This window comes from Pseudomonas sp. MF09156, assembly GCF_059862305.1.
The window spans coordinates 40,766-53,069 of record NZ_JCBCUR010000024.1 but is presented as its reverse complement, the minus strand read 5'-3'; the positions used below and the strand labels follow the sequence as shown (position 1 = coordinate 53,069).

General features: G+C 54.0%; 17 protein-coding genes. 9 read left to right on the top strand and 8 right to left on the bottom strand.

Annotated elements, in window-relative coordinates; all coding sequences use genetic code 11:
• Positions 1–49: 49 nt before the first annotated feature.
• The 4 genes from AC19YY_RS28645 to AC19YY_RS28630 form a co-directional block, all read right to left on the bottom strand.
• The gene (locus tag AC19YY_RS28645) at positions 50–529 is read right to left on the bottom strand and encodes a hypothetical protein (protein ID WP_130898276.1); all 480 of its coding nucleotides are present in this window, start codon (positions 527–529) and stop codon (positions 50–52) included.
• A gap of 27 nt (positions 530–556) precedes the next feature.
• The gene (locus tag AC19YY_RS28640) at positions 557–739 is read right to left on the bottom strand and encodes a hypothetical protein (protein ID WP_076965113.1); all 183 of its coding nucleotides are present in this window, start codon (positions 737–739) and stop codon (positions 557–559) included.
• Positions 740–774: 35 nt separating this feature from the next.
• Positions 775–1,041, bottom strand: a complete 267-nt coding sequence (locus AC19YY_RS28635; RefSeq protein WP_076965114.1) for a hypothetical protein — start codon at positions 1,039–1,041, stop codon at positions 775–777.
• 260 nt (positions 1,042–1,301) lie between these two features.
• Positions 1,302–1,859 (bottom strand): hypothetical protein, encoded by a 558-nt coding sequence (locus AC19YY_RS28630; protein WP_198800221.1) that lies wholly within the window; start codon positions 1,857–1,859, stop codon positions 1,302–1,304.
• Positions 1,860–1,989: 130 nt separating this feature from the next.
• Here AC19YY_RS28630 and AC19YY_RS28625 point away from each other — a divergent pair, with 130 nt between their 5' ends.
• Positions 1,990–2,289 carry a helix-turn-helix domain-containing protein gene (locus AC19YY_RS28625; protein ID WP_038445891.1) on the top strand — a complete coding sequence of 100 codons (300 nt, stop codon included), beginning with the start codon at positions 1,990–1,992 and terminating at the stop codon, positions 2,287–2,289.
• 1 nt (position 2,290) lies between these two features.
• Here AC19YY_RS28625 and AC19YY_RS28620 read toward each other — a convergent pair whose 3' ends face one another.
• The 3 genes from AC19YY_RS28620 to AC19YY_RS28610 all read right to left on the bottom strand — a co-directional run bounded on the left by AC19YY_RS28620 (position 2,291) and on the right by AC19YY_RS28610 (position 4,098).
• The gene (locus tag AC19YY_RS28620; protein ID WP_038445892.1) at positions 2,291–3,064 is read right to left on the bottom strand and encodes a PRTRC system ThiF family protein; all 774 of its coding nucleotides are present in this window, start codon (positions 3,062–3,064) and stop codon (positions 2,291–2,293) included.
• Positions 3,064–3,261 (bottom strand): hypothetical protein, encoded by a 198-nt coding sequence (locus AC19YY_RS28615; protein WP_500605192.1) that lies wholly within the window; start codon positions 3,259–3,261, stop codon positions 3,064–3,066. Before AC19YY_RS28615 ends, AC19YY_RS28620 begins: the two co-directional genes overlap by 1 nt.
• Before the next feature lie 369 nt (positions 3,262–3,630).
• Entirely contained in the window at positions 3,631–4,098 is a 468-nt protein-coding gene (locus AC19YY_RS28610) for a helix-turn-helix domain-containing protein (RefSeq protein WP_169991105.1), read from the bottom strand.
• 232 nt (positions 4,099–4,330) lie between these two features.
• Between AC19YY_RS28610 and AC19YY_RS28605 the strand changes: the two genes are divergently transcribed.
• The 6 genes from AC19YY_RS28605 (at position 4,331) to AC19YY_RS28580 (ending at position 6,440) form a co-directional block, all read left to right on the top strand.
• A complete protein-coding gene (locus AC19YY_RS28605) occupies positions 4,331–4,795 on the top strand; it encodes a hypothetical protein (protein WP_169991107.1) in 465 nt (154 codons plus the stop codon).
• 98 nt (positions 4,796–4,893) lie between these two features.
• The gene (locus AC19YY_RS28600) at positions 4,894–5,226 is read left to right on the top strand and encodes an antitoxin Xre-like helix-turn-helix domain-containing protein (protein ID WP_233101133.1); all 333 of its coding nucleotides are present in this window, start codon (positions 4,894–4,896) and stop codon (positions 5,224–5,226) included.
• Positions 5,223–5,342: an antitoxin Xre/MbcA/ParS toxin-binding domain-containing protein gene (locus AC19YY_RS28595; protein WP_233101136.1), complete on the top strand. Its 120-nt coding sequence runs from the start codon at positions 5,223–5,225 to the stop codon at positions 5,340–5,342. The genes AC19YY_RS28600 and AC19YY_RS28595 overlap by 4 nt, the downstream gene beginning before the upstream one ends.
• 146 nt (positions 5,343–5,488) lie before the next feature.
• Positions 5,489–5,746, top strand: a complete 258-nt coding sequence (locus AC19YY_RS28590; protein ID WP_169991109.1) for a BPSL0761 family protein — start codon at positions 5,489–5,491, stop codon at positions 5,744–5,746.
• A 106-nt stretch (positions 5,747–5,852) separates the two neighbouring features.
• The gene (locus tag AC19YY_RS28585; protein WP_169991111.1) at positions 5,853–6,161 is read left to right on the top strand and encodes a hypothetical protein; all 309 of its coding nucleotides are present in this window, start codon (positions 5,853–5,855) and stop codon (positions 6,159–6,161) included.
• 69 nt (positions 6,162–6,230) lie between these two features.
• The gene (locus AC19YY_RS28580; RefSeq protein WP_169991114.1) at positions 6,231–6,440 is read left to right on the top strand and encodes a hypothetical protein; all 210 of its coding nucleotides are present in this window, start codon (positions 6,231–6,233) and stop codon (positions 6,438–6,440) included.
• A 259-nt stretch (positions 6,441–6,699) separates the two neighbouring features.
• On the opposite strand, the gene AC19YY_RS28575 is transcribed toward AC19YY_RS28580, so the two are convergent.
• Positions 6,700–7,002: a BPSL0761 family protein gene (locus tag AC19YY_RS28575; RefSeq protein ID WP_332875360.1), complete on the bottom strand. Its 303-nt coding sequence runs from the start codon at positions 7,000–7,002 to the stop codon at positions 6,700–6,702.
• 315 nt (positions 7,003–7,317) lie between these two features.
• Here AC19YY_RS28575 and AC19YY_RS28570 point away from each other — a divergent pair, with 315 nt between their 5' ends.
• Positions 7,318–8,883, top strand: a complete 1,566-nt coding sequence (locus AC19YY_RS28570) for a sigma-54 interaction domain-containing protein (protein ID WP_233101132.1) — start codon at positions 7,318–7,320, stop codon at positions 8,881–8,883.
• A 48-nt stretch (positions 8,884–8,931) separates the two neighbouring features.
• Positions 8,932–12,303 carry a DEAD/DEAH box helicase family protein gene (locus AC19YY_RS28565; RefSeq protein WP_169991590.1) on the top strand — a complete coding sequence of 1,124 codons (3,372 nt, stop codon included), beginning with the start codon at positions 8,932–8,934 and terminating at the stop codon, positions 12,301–12,303.
• Position 12,304: the final 1 nt, after the last annotated feature.

The following is a 12,304-nucleotide window of genomic DNA, read 5'->3' as shown; positions in this document are numbered from 1 at the left end:
CTGCCCAGCGTTCGACGGCAGGGCTTTGGGTACTGCACGTTGTGAATTATTAAGTGCTGGCAAGGGGCAAACATCGTTCGATTCTATCTGCAATATCTCGCATTACCTCGTAAGCGTTCTCTGCTCCAATCCCCTCTATAGCGCCAATAGGCCCTGCGTTTGTGTAGCGGATTCGCTCGAAAGTGAAGACAGTTGAGGTTCCAGTGCTGGCCGTCAGAGTGAAGCGGAACGGCTTACCAATCGATGGAGGTGGCGGCTCGAATGAGCTTGTACCTGAAGCCTGTACGTTCTGGGCTATCAAAATTGGAGCAGCTTCTAGACCATCAACGCTCGCCTTGATGCATTGCGATGCTTGCTCGAGGGTAGATGGTTTGTGGCGTTCAAAGCGAATAACGTCCAAGACAGGATAGCCCTGAGCACCTACTACAGTTTTTACGTTCGGATTAGACAGTAGAACTGGTGCAACATTGTTCGACGCGCATCCATTTATCAAAGTGATCAAACTAAATGTAACCATTTTTCTGAGCATGGCTTTTTCCGTTGTGGCTGTGAGGGGTCACTTGAGCCCGTAATTACGCTTCAGTTCGACGATGCGAGCAGCACGCTGCTGGTGGGACTGCGCTGTGCCTTGGTCGGCCACAATCGCACCATGCGCAACAGCAGCGGTGTACTGCGTATCCTGCTCCAACAGCTCGATCAGTTCCTGGAGTTGGGCGCGCATTTCGTCGTAGATGGCCATAGGTTTTCCTCGAATACTTTAGATACTTACCGGACTCAGCGGGTAGCGCGGATTCGAGCCAAAGCCTCGCTCTCAACGCGCAACAGGCTTGTGCCTAATAGATGCATACCTTGTTCGTCGGTCAGTTCAGCCTCAAGGAGCGCGACGATAAAGCCTTTAGCCAAGAATACTGCTTCATTTACGGCGGCTTCGGTGGTTGCGTCCTGGATGTGAGCGAGCTGGCTGAACAAACTCGCTTTTACTCGCTCACTCAGAAGCGGGAATTGAGTACCCCATACAGCGCGCAATGCTTGGATCGACATGAAATTATCCTTCTGAAATGGGCGCGAAAAATCGCTAACCCTTTACGACCTCAGCCCGCACGGGGCGGGCTTGAGGGTGCAGCTGAGCGATTTCCTTAGTTAGACGGCGCGGCTGATGCGGGCGAGCTGCACGGGCATAGCGCCCAAGCGATATTTGCATGGTCTGGTCTACGACCAACGTTGTCAAAGTCTGGTGCTCAGGCAATACAAGCCAACACAAGATTATTCGGTCGAAGTGAAGTAGCTAGCCAAGTTAAAAATTAGTTAAGAAGGTCACGGCGCAAGGTCAGCAGTTCTCCACGAACCCATTCCCAGTAGCCCAACTGGGTCTGGTTGTGACGGACAGTTTGAAGCCATTGGTAATTGTTCAAGAAGGGATGTTCACCTCCGAGATGAGAGTATTTCTCCTCCATTTGCTTAGGGGAGAGTTCCAAGTCGCTCTGATACAACTCAGGTAGATGATTTGGTACCAGCGCATAGCCGGTGATGACCTGTTCAATCGTAAGCAAATTCTCCTCCTTGGTTTCATGACACAGCAGCACCCGAACGTCGCGCTCGCAACTGATCACACACCACGCTAGACCTGTCTGATTTGGTCGTGCAGCCTCGGCCAAGGCCAAATCCTCACTCTCCTGGTACACAACAAACCCAACCGGGAAAAAAATCTCCGCAATCATGCGGTCAATCTGGACCAACGAACGACGATGAATGCCGGTTCCCTCGGACTCAATCAATGCAAGAAGGGTAGCCCGCGATGCGCTCAATTCATGATAAAGCTCCAGCAAATGCTGGGGGATGGAGTTAGTAACTCGGTTCATATGCATGTTCCTTTTGCCGAGGTGGTAAGCAAGTAAGCAGATCGGCGAACCACTGAAGCAATAGCGTATCCAGTAAAATGGGTATTCTTAAACGTGGTTTTAATTGTTCCTGCCGATAACGCTTCTGTCTATGGAGAAGCGACCACCAACACGCGGGCGACCGGCAGGAAAATCGAGCTTTGACCCTCGGGTAGCAAAAGCTTTCGGTAACGTTGTGCGCGAAGAACGCCTAAAATCGGGCCTGGCCCAGGAGAAACTTTCTCTCCTGGCTAGGGTGGAGCGGGCGCACCTGGGAAAAATTGAGCGTGGGGAGAGCCTCCCCACGCTTCCCCTGATCATGAGATTGTCCAAAGCGCTCGATGTTAAAGCTGCTTACCTGATATCGCAGATGGAGCAGCAACTGGATCAATGCGAAGGCGGTGGCCGTTGATTTAGGCGCAGTGCTGAACAGCAGGGAACGGAAATGCATTTTGGCAACCGGACGCCAGATCCACGGTGATCCAGTGCTTGTCAGTTTCCCCCGTTCGTAGCAACTCCCACACAATACTCATTCCGGCAGTCGTAACTGCCCGGTTGACCAAGCAGTCCTGCGAGCGAATGGCTTCCGCTACTGAGCAGGACTTCTTCGTGTCATCCTCGAGCGTTCCGATTTCCGGATAAGCATCCATTACGTTGGGATAGATGCTCCGCTTGTCTACGTGCGCGGCTCCGAACACAACCTGCCCATGGCGTGCCTCGTTGCCCAGGTCAAGCCACATGCAATTTCGGGGTAGGAGAGGGCTGCTGGCAATTGCGCGGCGCGCAGAAGGAAGGTCAACGGCGGAAATGATCACGTCGGCAGCGCGGATCACTTCTTTGCTCTCATGACTAGGGAACCGGAAGGGCAGGGCCACCCAAGTAGTACCCAGCATGAGGTTGTAACGATTCACCAAGCTGATTGACTTGTATTGGCCCAAATCGCACGGCCAGAAACGCTGACGCACGAGGTTAGGCTCGCGCACGATGGCATCGTCAATGACGGTGACATCCAAGCCTTTTGGGTGTCCTAGAGAACGAAGTGCATGATGGAAGCTGGCCAGCGCATCAACTACCTCGCTGCCATTGCCGCCCGCTCCAATAACCAAAATTCGGGGTGCGCGTTCAAGCCACGACGCTGGCGTCTTATAGATTGGTAATTGTTTAGCTGTGATCGGATGAACGCTCATTACTCACCCCCTTTGATAGCCTGCGCAAGCGACAGCGGGCCACGGTAAGAACCAGCAGAAACCAGTTTCGAGGCTGGGAACCGCTTCGATCCTTTCTCGTTCAATGCTCGATAGAACTCCTTCAATTTACTTTTTGAGACCGGGATCACGAAAAAATTGTCAAAAATGAAGGTCGCAGTGGATTTCTGGGCGGCCACGGTTGCTCTGGACGCCTGACGAAGGATTGGACGATTCTCGTTAGCATGTCGGGATCACGTTTGATCTTGGGCCCGAGTACAAGTGTGCCGGTTTCATCGCCGCGCAATCGCCGTTAATCGTCCTTCAAACTCACGGATTAGGCGCAGGTATCATGCTTTTGTGATAGCGCTCACCTCAGTTGAGCGCACAATATCTTCCGTCTGATTGACCGCTGGAGGTACGAGTCTCTTTTCCCGCGTGACGGATCGATCTTCGGGCGAGTTAGCTGCAGCTGTCTGGGGGCGCTGAAGGGGCGACTGATTGAATCAGTCGGGACCTGAGAGGTTTGCTCAAGGAGGGGGCATCTTCGAGCAGCTCTCTGCTTTAGATCACTCATCGTCCTTGGCTGAGTGCCAATGTCTATCAACGGTTGTAGTACCGATACCAAGCTTACGAGCTACTTCGATCTTGGTCAGTCCTTCAAGCTTCAGCGATTGGATTGCCTTGCGGTTCATCTCCGCCTGCCTGCCTCGCACCCCCTGAATAGCAGGAGCACCGGCTTCGTTACGAAGCTTTTTGTTCACAACATATTCCTTGAGCAACCGTTCCTGGGTTGCTTGATACTCCTCAAGATTCAAGGCCGCCAGCCGGGCTTCTGCGGCAAAAAGCGCTAGACTTGGGGTCACCCCTAGACATTCACACAGAGCCCGTAATTTTGCTATGGATATCGCTTGGCTGCCTCGCTCAACACTGGCCAGATATTCGCGGCTCAATGCGCGGAGGCAATCCTCACGCCTCAATCCAGCATCGACTCGAATCTCCCTAAGGACGTGCCCGAGGGCTTGCAGATATTCCATCTCTCTTCCGTGCAGCCACAAAAGAGATTATCAGGCCATGCTTTAACACCCCGCATCGCGGAGCTATAACATGTATAATCGGGGCGTTTTCTCATGTAGTGCTATCAACTTTACAATCTGAGTGCTGGTATCACGGGGTCTCCACTTCGAGAGGGTACCGCGCCAAGTGCTGGCGATTTATTCAACCTTAAGCCGTGTCAGGCGAGCCGGCTCACTCGCAATGGTGTAACTAGTGATTTACGTGCTTGATCATAAGAGCCGCGATGTACGTGTGGGGCTGCATTGTGAGATCGAAGGCCTATGCTTCCTCGCAACGATTACCTCAATTCACACGGGTAAGCGCGATCGAGTTGCCCTTGTGCGTTGCGCCTACGAGCTTCAGCACTATCTTGCTCACGCCCAGGATGTCTCCATCATGGCAGTGCAGATGTTATGCCCACCGAATCTAACTGGTCGGGATGCCTGGAGTCTGGAAGAGCTCGATCAAATAATTTGCTACCAAGGGATCGAAACGGATGAGGGTGCAGTAATTTATAAGACGTCGATGGGCACCTATAAGTTTGGTGATCTCGATCTTAGAAGGAGAAAAACACGGCAGGTCTGGTATTCAGAGCAGCGCCTTAATGCACACGTTCCTCGATTTTCCGAGCGAGTTTTCGATTCGGACGAGCCACACCTATACGCGGCTGTACGCTGATGCCGACAGGTCAGTGTGCTTTCTCAGTCGATGCCCTACCATCCGGTCAATGGCCTTGAGAGGCAGATCATCAATCGGATGAAACGGGCGGAGAACATATGCACGCCCTAAACGAAAACGTCGGCACGTCTTCGGCCTATAGAGTTCTTTTGCAGACATTCTTGCAAATACCGGCACAGGCAGCGGATCTGGCAATCCACCATAAGGTTAAAGCCCGTTTCCCAGCGGAGCTTCTGAAGGAGCTCGTTGATGCGGGCTCATTCAGTCGGGAGGCGTGCGAGATCATCATTTCTCTTAGGGCACTCGATGCGCGCGTCAGCCGCCGTCAGCTACTGTCGGTGAGTGAAAGCGATCGACTGTTTAGAGTTGCCCGAGTGATTGCCTTGGCAGAGTTGCCTTTGGCGGCAGGGACAAAGCACGTCGCTGGCTGAACGCACCCAAACGACGCTTTTGGGGTAACAGTCCTGTCGGCATGCTTACAACCACCGTTGGTGCATTTCTGATAGAGGACACGCTATCACAGCTTACCGAAGGCTATGCGCTTTGACTCGCAGATAGGTAAAGAGGCCCGACGGCTTCCCGTTTAGGCAGAGCTAAACTCATGATGCCTTTCTATACGGCACGCAACAGACAAGGTCTTGCTTGAGGCAAGGCTACAGTATTGGCCCGCGCGATTATTGTGGGAGTGCGCAAATGACGATGCCGGTGGAGCGTACCCGCTGTGTGATTCAGACGGGAGATTTCCTGCGTGAGCTTTCGAAAAGTCAGCAGATTCCTGAACCTTTCCGCATTGAGGCAGCGCGGCTGCTTCGCCATTACCCGGAGCCCAGGTTGCTGCTCCACGCAGCGTGGCTTGATGAGGTCATTCATTCGACGGAGCCTGGTGATCCTCGGCGCGAGTTGGCAATCAGCGGATACCCTGAGTTGTTCAGCTCGAGTCTTGATGAATGAACCTCGTACAGCCTAAGACTCAATGGCCAGCGGGTCACTGGCGGCTCCATGAGGCGTTGCTGCCAGCCTCTTCCTCAGCCAGCAACCGCTTATGGAGATGCTGGCAATGAAGATCACTGGGCCAGTAGAGGTGGAGAGCGTTATCGATGTGAAGTGCGACGTATGTGGCACCTCAACGCGCATCGAGGAAAGCGGATACCAGTTCGGAACGCTACGAGCGCACTGGGGATATGGCACTCTGCATGATGGAGAGCGGTACGAGATCCATCTCTGTGAACGTTGCTTCTTCCAGGCACTGGAAAATCTCAAGGAGCAACGGCGAGCGGAACACATGTTCAGCGATGATCCGCCGGAACACTCCAGCGATCTTGGTATCGTTGCTAGGGACGACTTTTTTAAGGAGTCCGGTCGCTGATACGGGCGACTGGCGAGGCATCTTCGAATTGATAACTAGCCCTAGTGAATTCGGCCTGCGAGGTAGAAAATGAAGGGCCGCCGTAAGGTCAGAACAGATAAGTGGCTGATGCAAGATCAGTTCATCAAAGATGCCAGGGCCACCCTGGCTTCTAAACCCGATATTGGGCGTTTTATCCACGCTGCGGCACAGGCGGAGGTTGACGAACCTATTGGGATACTCGCTGGAAGTCGAAGGGCTGCTGAGGGATTGTCAAAAGGCCATGACGATCAGAAATGACCGTTGCGCGTTGCTTCTCTAATTTCTTACGTCCGCCGTGATCTTTTTCTCCGCTGGCAAGCATCAACACTGAGCTGTTGACATCGGCCTCGAAGCCTCAGGGTATAGGCTGCCGCTAGGGGAAATCAGTGAAATGGCCTACCTTAGATCAAGGTGAATGGCCAGGCTCGCCAACGAACTTACCCGGGGCGACATCAATCCAGACGCCTTCGATGGTATGAGCGCGCCGCTTTCCCCAGGGTTCGCCAAGGTCATACCCTTAGGTTACGAGGATGAATGGGGGGGCAGGAGCTGAGCTGGAGTCGTCGCAGAACATAGGCTCTACAGTCAACCAAGTTCCTAATACCGGCGGCAACGGCCCGTGCTTTTCGTCCTGCCGAAATAGCTCGGCCTTCCGATGCTCTTCTAGCTTGCCGGCGAGCCAAATGTAATTGGGTGCGGGGTAGTGGCGCAGAAGACCTTCGGTTCGAAGCCGCATTTTCTCAGGCAGGGTAACGTCTCTGACAATGTCGCGGAGAAACACTTCTGTTTGGACAACGCTGCGGGTACGTTCATGGACCATTGTCATATTGTCAATCGCTCCTTTGGTACCGTTCAATGGAATTATAGGCGGACAACCGCGGGGGAGCGGCGACTTTTAGGTGAATAGCTCGCGCGCTCTGTACCAATACAAATCAATGATCCTTGGTGAAGCTGGCATCCTCGCGCACTTGTTTCTGAATGTCCCAGGCGGCTTGCAGGTTCGCAGGATCGATGAGCTATGCAAATGTCCCGTTCGGAAAGCGACTTTTTGTCGATACAGCTAAGTCCAGAACGATAGGGGTAAAATCTATTGTCGCCTGCTGTTTGGGAGTCGTATCAAGACCCGAAGCGACTGATGGATTACTATCCACGTCGCGAATCAGAGCAAATTTACCCCAGCCTGCTAATGGGCAAGAGGCCGAAAGGGAGAACAGGGACAGTGGTGACAAAGCAACGCGTGTTGGCCAGCTGGGTTGGCGGAAATGATCTCAGCGCAATTTCAGGCGGTGAGGCAGGCCCGATTCTTTCCACGCTAAAAGTTTTACCTACCGATAGCGTCCAGTTGCTTTGCTCGTATCCCGCGGAGCGCGTTGAGCCCTATCTTGCCTGGCTCCGCAATCAGGTCGATGTGCCGATCACTGCGTACTATGAAAAATTGTCTTCTCCCGTTCATTTTGGGGAGATCTACCAGGCTGCTAATCAGCATTTAAAGCGTCTGAGTGCTTCAAGTGCTCAATTGTCTATTCTGCTCAGCCCCGGCACACCCGCCATGCAAGCGGTATGGATTCTTCTGGGTAAGACTCGCTACCCGGCAACTTTTTACCAATCCTCCCTTGAACAAGGCGTTCAGCAAGTTGAGGTGCCGTTCGAAATCGCGGCTGAGTATGTCCCGGCGGCTAATGCGATCAGCACCGATAAGCTCGTTCAGCTTGCAGGGCTAGACGCGCCAGTGGATGCCGCCTTCGACAGTATCGTCACGCAGAGCGAGCGCCTGCTGGCGCTCAAGGCGCAGGCGCAGATTCTGGCACTGAAGCAGGTTCCGGTACTGATTTACGGCGAAACTGGTACTGGTAAAGAGTTGTTTGCCAGAGCCATTCATAATGCAGGGCCGCGTTCTGCGGGGCCTTTTGTCGCGGTCAACTGTGGCGCCATTGCGCCTGAGCTGATCGACTCCACATTGTTTGGCCATTTGAAAGGTGCATTCACGGGAGCGGTAGCAGATCGAGCGGGTGTTTTTCAGCGAGCACACAGCGGCACGCTGTTTTTGGATGAGTTCGGGGAGCTGACGCCAGATGTGCAGGTGCGCCTCCTGCGGGTGTTGCAGGAAGGCACCTTTATTCCGGTGGGAGCCAGCCAAGAGCTTAAGGTTAATGTGCGGCTGATCACTGCAACTCACCGTAATCTAATGCAGGAAGTTGCCCAAGGGCGCTTCCGTGAAGATCTGTTCTACCGCATCGCCGTCGGCGTTTTGCATCTCCCACCGCTCAGGGAGCGGGAGGGCGATCTGCTTTTGCTATCCGAGAAACTACTGGATGGTATTACCAGCCAAGACTCCAGTCTCGGCAATAAGAAAATTTCCGCAGATGCAAAAAACCTTATCCTTCAGCACCTTTGGCGTGGCAATGTCCGAGAGCTGCAATCCACGTTGCTCCGCGCTGCTCTCTGGTGCCGGGGCGATTTGATAGTAGCTAGCGATATCGAACAGGCATTGTTCAAATTACCGCAGACGGAAGCCGACTTATTGGCCGTGGATGTTTCTCAAGGTATTGATATACAAGAGATAATTTCTGTCGTTGCGGGCCGCTATATGCGTAAGGCGCTTGCGATAACTGGGAACAACAAAACTCGGGCCGCCAGCCTGCTAGGCCTTAAAAGCCAGCAAACGCTGAGCAACTGGATGGACAAATACGGCATCGAATAAAACTGGCACGGTCCTCGCTATAGGATCGATATGGACAGAATCGCCTTTATGAAATCAGTTAACTTCGAGTTCCTTCGCTCCGGCAACCAGCTGCTGACCAGCTTGGCTGGCCTTGCCGAGGCGGTGTTGCACATCGATCCGGGCAGCGCGCTCACCCGCTTGCGCAGCTTTGCCGAGGAGTTGACCAAAACCATCTACAAAGAGGAACTGCTGCCGCGTCTGCCGCAGTCGAGCTTCTATGAGTTGGTGAAAGACTCCGTGTTCAATGATTGCGTCAGCAAATCGCTGGTTTATCAGATTAACTTCCTGCGTATTCAGGGTAACGACGCTGCCCATGGTGGTGAGGGCGACTTGCGCAATGCCAAGCTGGCTTTGAATGCAGCACATGAGCTTGCCAAGTACATGGCTGTAAAATACTACGGCGTTACTCAAGCGGCGCTGCCGGAATTCATTGAGGTCAAGGATCCGACCGCTGCGCTGAGTCAGCTTCAGCAATCAGTTTCCAACTACGAGAAAGAACTGCAGAAGCAGCAGGAAGAGTTGCAGCGAGTTATGGACAAGCTGGAGCAGGAGCGCACCCGCAACCTCGACCAGCTTGTCAAGCCAGATCAACAAAAGCGTCAGCAGCAGAGTCAGAAGGTTGCCGACAGCCTGCAATGGAATGAAGCCAAGACCCGCGCACTGCTGATCGACGCCATGCTTCTGCAGGCCGGCTGGGATGTCAGTAACCCGGCTCAGGTCGGCCATGAGGTGGAAGTCGACTTCCCCGGAAACACGTCCGGCAAAGGGCGTGCGGATTACGTGCTATGGGGTGACAACGGTCAGCCCCTGGCCGTGATCGAAGCCAAGAAGTCCGGCAATGTCAGTCTGCAGGCAGGGCGTGAACAAGCTCGTATGTACGCCGACGGCTTCGAGCGCATGGGCATGCAGCGCCCGGTGATTTTCTACAGCAACGGCTACGAAACCTTCATCTGGGACGACAAGCAGTACAACACCTATCGCCCGGTGTACGGCCTCTACAGCAAGGACAGCCTTGAATACCTGAACTACCAGCGTCAGTACCGCATCGCCGAGCTGGAAAAGCACAACCCGGAGCTAAGCATTGCCGACCGGCCCTACCAGATTGAAGCAATCAAGACTGTTGCTGCGCACTTCCAAAAGCAGCGCCGCAAGGCGCTGATCATCCAGGCCACCGGGACCGGAAAAACCCGTGTGGCCATTGCCTTGGCCGAGCTGCTTCTGCGCACTGGTTGGGCCAAACGGGTGCTGTTTCTCTGCGACCGTAAGGAGCTTCGCGTGCAGGCTGATGAGGCCTTTAAGCAGAATCTGCCTAGTGAGCCGCGCTGCGTGATCGGTGAAACCAACAAGGTGGATCAAACCGCACGCATCTACATCGCAACCTACCCGGGCATGATGAACCGCTTCGCTCAGCTCGATGTGGGCTTCTTCGACCTGATCATTGCTGACGAGAGTCACCGCAGCATCTACAACAAGTACCGCGATCTGTTCGATTACTTCGATGCCCTACAGGTTGGCCTCACCGCCACTCCGGTGAAGTTCATCAGCCGCAACACCTTCGATATTTTCGACTGTGAAACCACCGATCCAACCTTCGAATTCGGTTTGGATGCCGCCATCAACAACGAGCCGCCTTATCTCGCACCGTTCCGTGTCCGCGATCTCACTACCGACTTCCTGCGCGAAGGAATCCATTACAACGACCTAAGCGATGAACAGAAGCGGCAGCTTGAAGATGATCTCGGCGAGGAGGAGGCCAAGCGCACCACCATTGCTGGCAAGGACATTGGTCGCAAGATTTTCAGTGAGGACACCGATCGCATTATCCTGGAAAATCTGATTAACAACGGCATCAAGGATGAGACCGGCTCACTGGTCGGCAAGACCATCGTCTTCGCCCAACGCCAGGACCACGCCGAGCATCTGGAAAAGCTCTTCTGCAAGCTCTACCCGCAGTATGGGGCCAAGGTTTGTAAGGTCATCCACAACGACATTCCGCATGTGGACACCCTAATCAAGGAATTCAAGAAGCCGGATAACCACTTCCGCATCGCCATTTCGGTAGACATGCTCGACACCGGTATCGACGTTCCGGAGGTGGTCAATCTGGTATTCGCCAAGCCTGTCAAATCCTGGGTCAAGTTTTGGCAGATGATAGGTCGTGGCACGCGTCTGCGGCCTAATCTGTTCGGCACTGGTAAACATAAAAGCGAGTTCCTGATCTTCGATCACTACGGCAACTTCGATTTCTTCGAGCAGGATTACCAGGAGCCGGATGACACCGGCGGCAAATCCCTGATGCAAACCACTTTCGAAGCTCGTCTGGAGCTTGCTCAAGCCGCCCTCCGTCAGAGTCATGCAGCGGCGTTCGACGTAGCCATTGAACTGCTACGTGCAGACATCAATGATCTGCCGGAAAACAGCGTGGCGGTGAAGCGCGAGCTCCGTGTCGTCCACCAGTTGCAGCAAACCAATCTGCTGCAACATTTCGATGCTAAAACCCAGCACCTGCTCAGCAATACCATTGCCCCGCTGATGTCGGCCCGAGTGCTGCGCGACAAACACGCCACGGCGTTGGACAAGTTGATTGTTGGCATCCAGCGTTGCCTGGTCGAGAAGGCCAGCTGTTTCGATGATGGCAAGATCATCCTGCTGGCCGAGTTGGACAAGCTTGCGGTCAACATCCAGGCCGTGCGTCAGAAGGATGTGCTGATTGCCGAAGTGCGCAGCGCCGGTTTCTGGCAGAACCCGAGCATCGACAAACTTGAAAACGCGCGTAAAGAACTTCGTGGCATCATGAAATACCGGCAAACAGGAACCAGCACGGGGTACGGCATAGATACTACCAAAACCAGGGATGACAACGTGCAGGGCGGGGAGCGAGCGGTGTACATCGCCGGTGCCAGCGAAGCGATGATCTATCGCCGTCGCCTCAAGGACATTCTCGACGGCATGCTCGCGGCTAACCTGACCCTGCAGAAAATCCACAAGGGCGAACCCATTGCCGAACCGGAGCTGAAAACGCTCACGTCGACCATCCTCACGAGCCACCCTGGCGTCAGTCTGGCAGTGCTCAATGAGTTCTACGGTCGCACGGCCGATCAGTTGCACCTAACCGTGCGTGAGATTATCGGTCTGGATGCGCAATCCATCGAGGAGCATTTCAAGAGCTTCCTCCATGCCCATCCAAGCCTAACGGCCCAGCAGGTACGTTTCATGAACCTGCTTAAAAACTACATCGCTCAGCACGGCAGCATCGTAGTGGAAAAACTCTACGAACCACCGTTCGACAGCATTTCACACGAGGGTATCGACGGCGTCTTCGCACCTACTGATGTCACCGAGTTGGTGGCAGTGCTCAAACCCTTTTTGCGCGGAACTACCCCGCTAAGTGCCCTCTAGG

Excerpts from the sequence above, each read along its gene's own strand:
- AC19YY_RS28565 (WP_169991590.1), top strand. The coding sequence starts at position 8,932 with ATGAAATCAGTTAACTTCGAGTTCCTTCGCTCCGGCAACCAGCTGCTG.
- AC19YY_RS28625 (WP_038445891.1), top strand. The coding sequence starts at position 1,990 with ATGGAGAAGCGACCACCAACACGCGGGCGACCGGCAGGAAAATCGAGC.
- AC19YY_RS28630 (WP_198800221.1), bottom strand. The coding sequence starts at position 1,859 with ATGAACCGAGTTACTAACTCCATCCCCCAGCATTTGCTGGAGCTTTAT.
- AC19YY_RS28645 (WP_130898276.1), bottom strand. The coding sequence starts at position 529 with ATGCTCAGAAAAATGGTTACATTTAGTTTGATCACTTTGATAAATGGA.
- AC19YY_RS28570 (WP_233101132.1), top strand. The coding sequence starts at position 7,318 with ATGGATTACTATCCACGTCGCGAATCAGAGCAAATTTACCCCAGCCTG.
- AC19YY_RS28590 (WP_169991109.1), top strand. The coding sequence starts at position 5,489 with ATGACGATGCCGGTGGAGCGTACCCGCTGTGTGATTCAGACGGGAGAT.
- AC19YY_RS28580 (WP_169991114.1), top strand. The coding sequence starts at position 6,231 with ATGAAGGGCCGCCGTAAGGTCAGAACAGATAAGTGGCTGATGCAAGAT.
- AC19YY_RS28585 (WP_169991111.1), top strand. The coding sequence starts at position 5,853 with ATGAAGATCACTGGGCCAGTAGAGGTGGAGAGCGTTATCGATGTGAAG.
- AC19YY_RS28640 (WP_076965113.1), bottom strand. The coding sequence starts at position 739 with ATGGCCATCTACGACGAAATGCGCGCCCAACTCCAGGAACTGATCGAG.
- AC19YY_RS28610 (WP_169991105.1), bottom strand. The coding sequence starts at position 4,098 with ATGGAATATCTGCAAGCCCTCGGGCACGTCCTTAGGGAGATTCGAGTC.
- AC19YY_RS28575 (WP_332875360.1), bottom strand. The coding sequence starts at position 7,002 with ATGGTCCATGAACGTACCCGCAGCGTTGTCCAAACAGAAGTGTTTCTC.
- AC19YY_RS28620 (WP_038445892.1), bottom strand. The coding sequence starts at position 3,064 with ATGAGCGTTCATCCGATCACAGCTAAACAATTACCAATCTATAAGACG.
- AC19YY_RS28600 (WP_233101133.1), top strand. The coding sequence starts at position 4,894 with ATGCACGCCCTAAACGAAAACGTCGGCACGTCTTCGGCCTATAGAGTT.
- AC19YY_RS28635 (WP_076965114.1), bottom strand. The coding sequence starts at position 1,041 with ATGTCGATCCAAGCATTGCGCGCTGTATGGGGTACTCAATTCCCGCTT.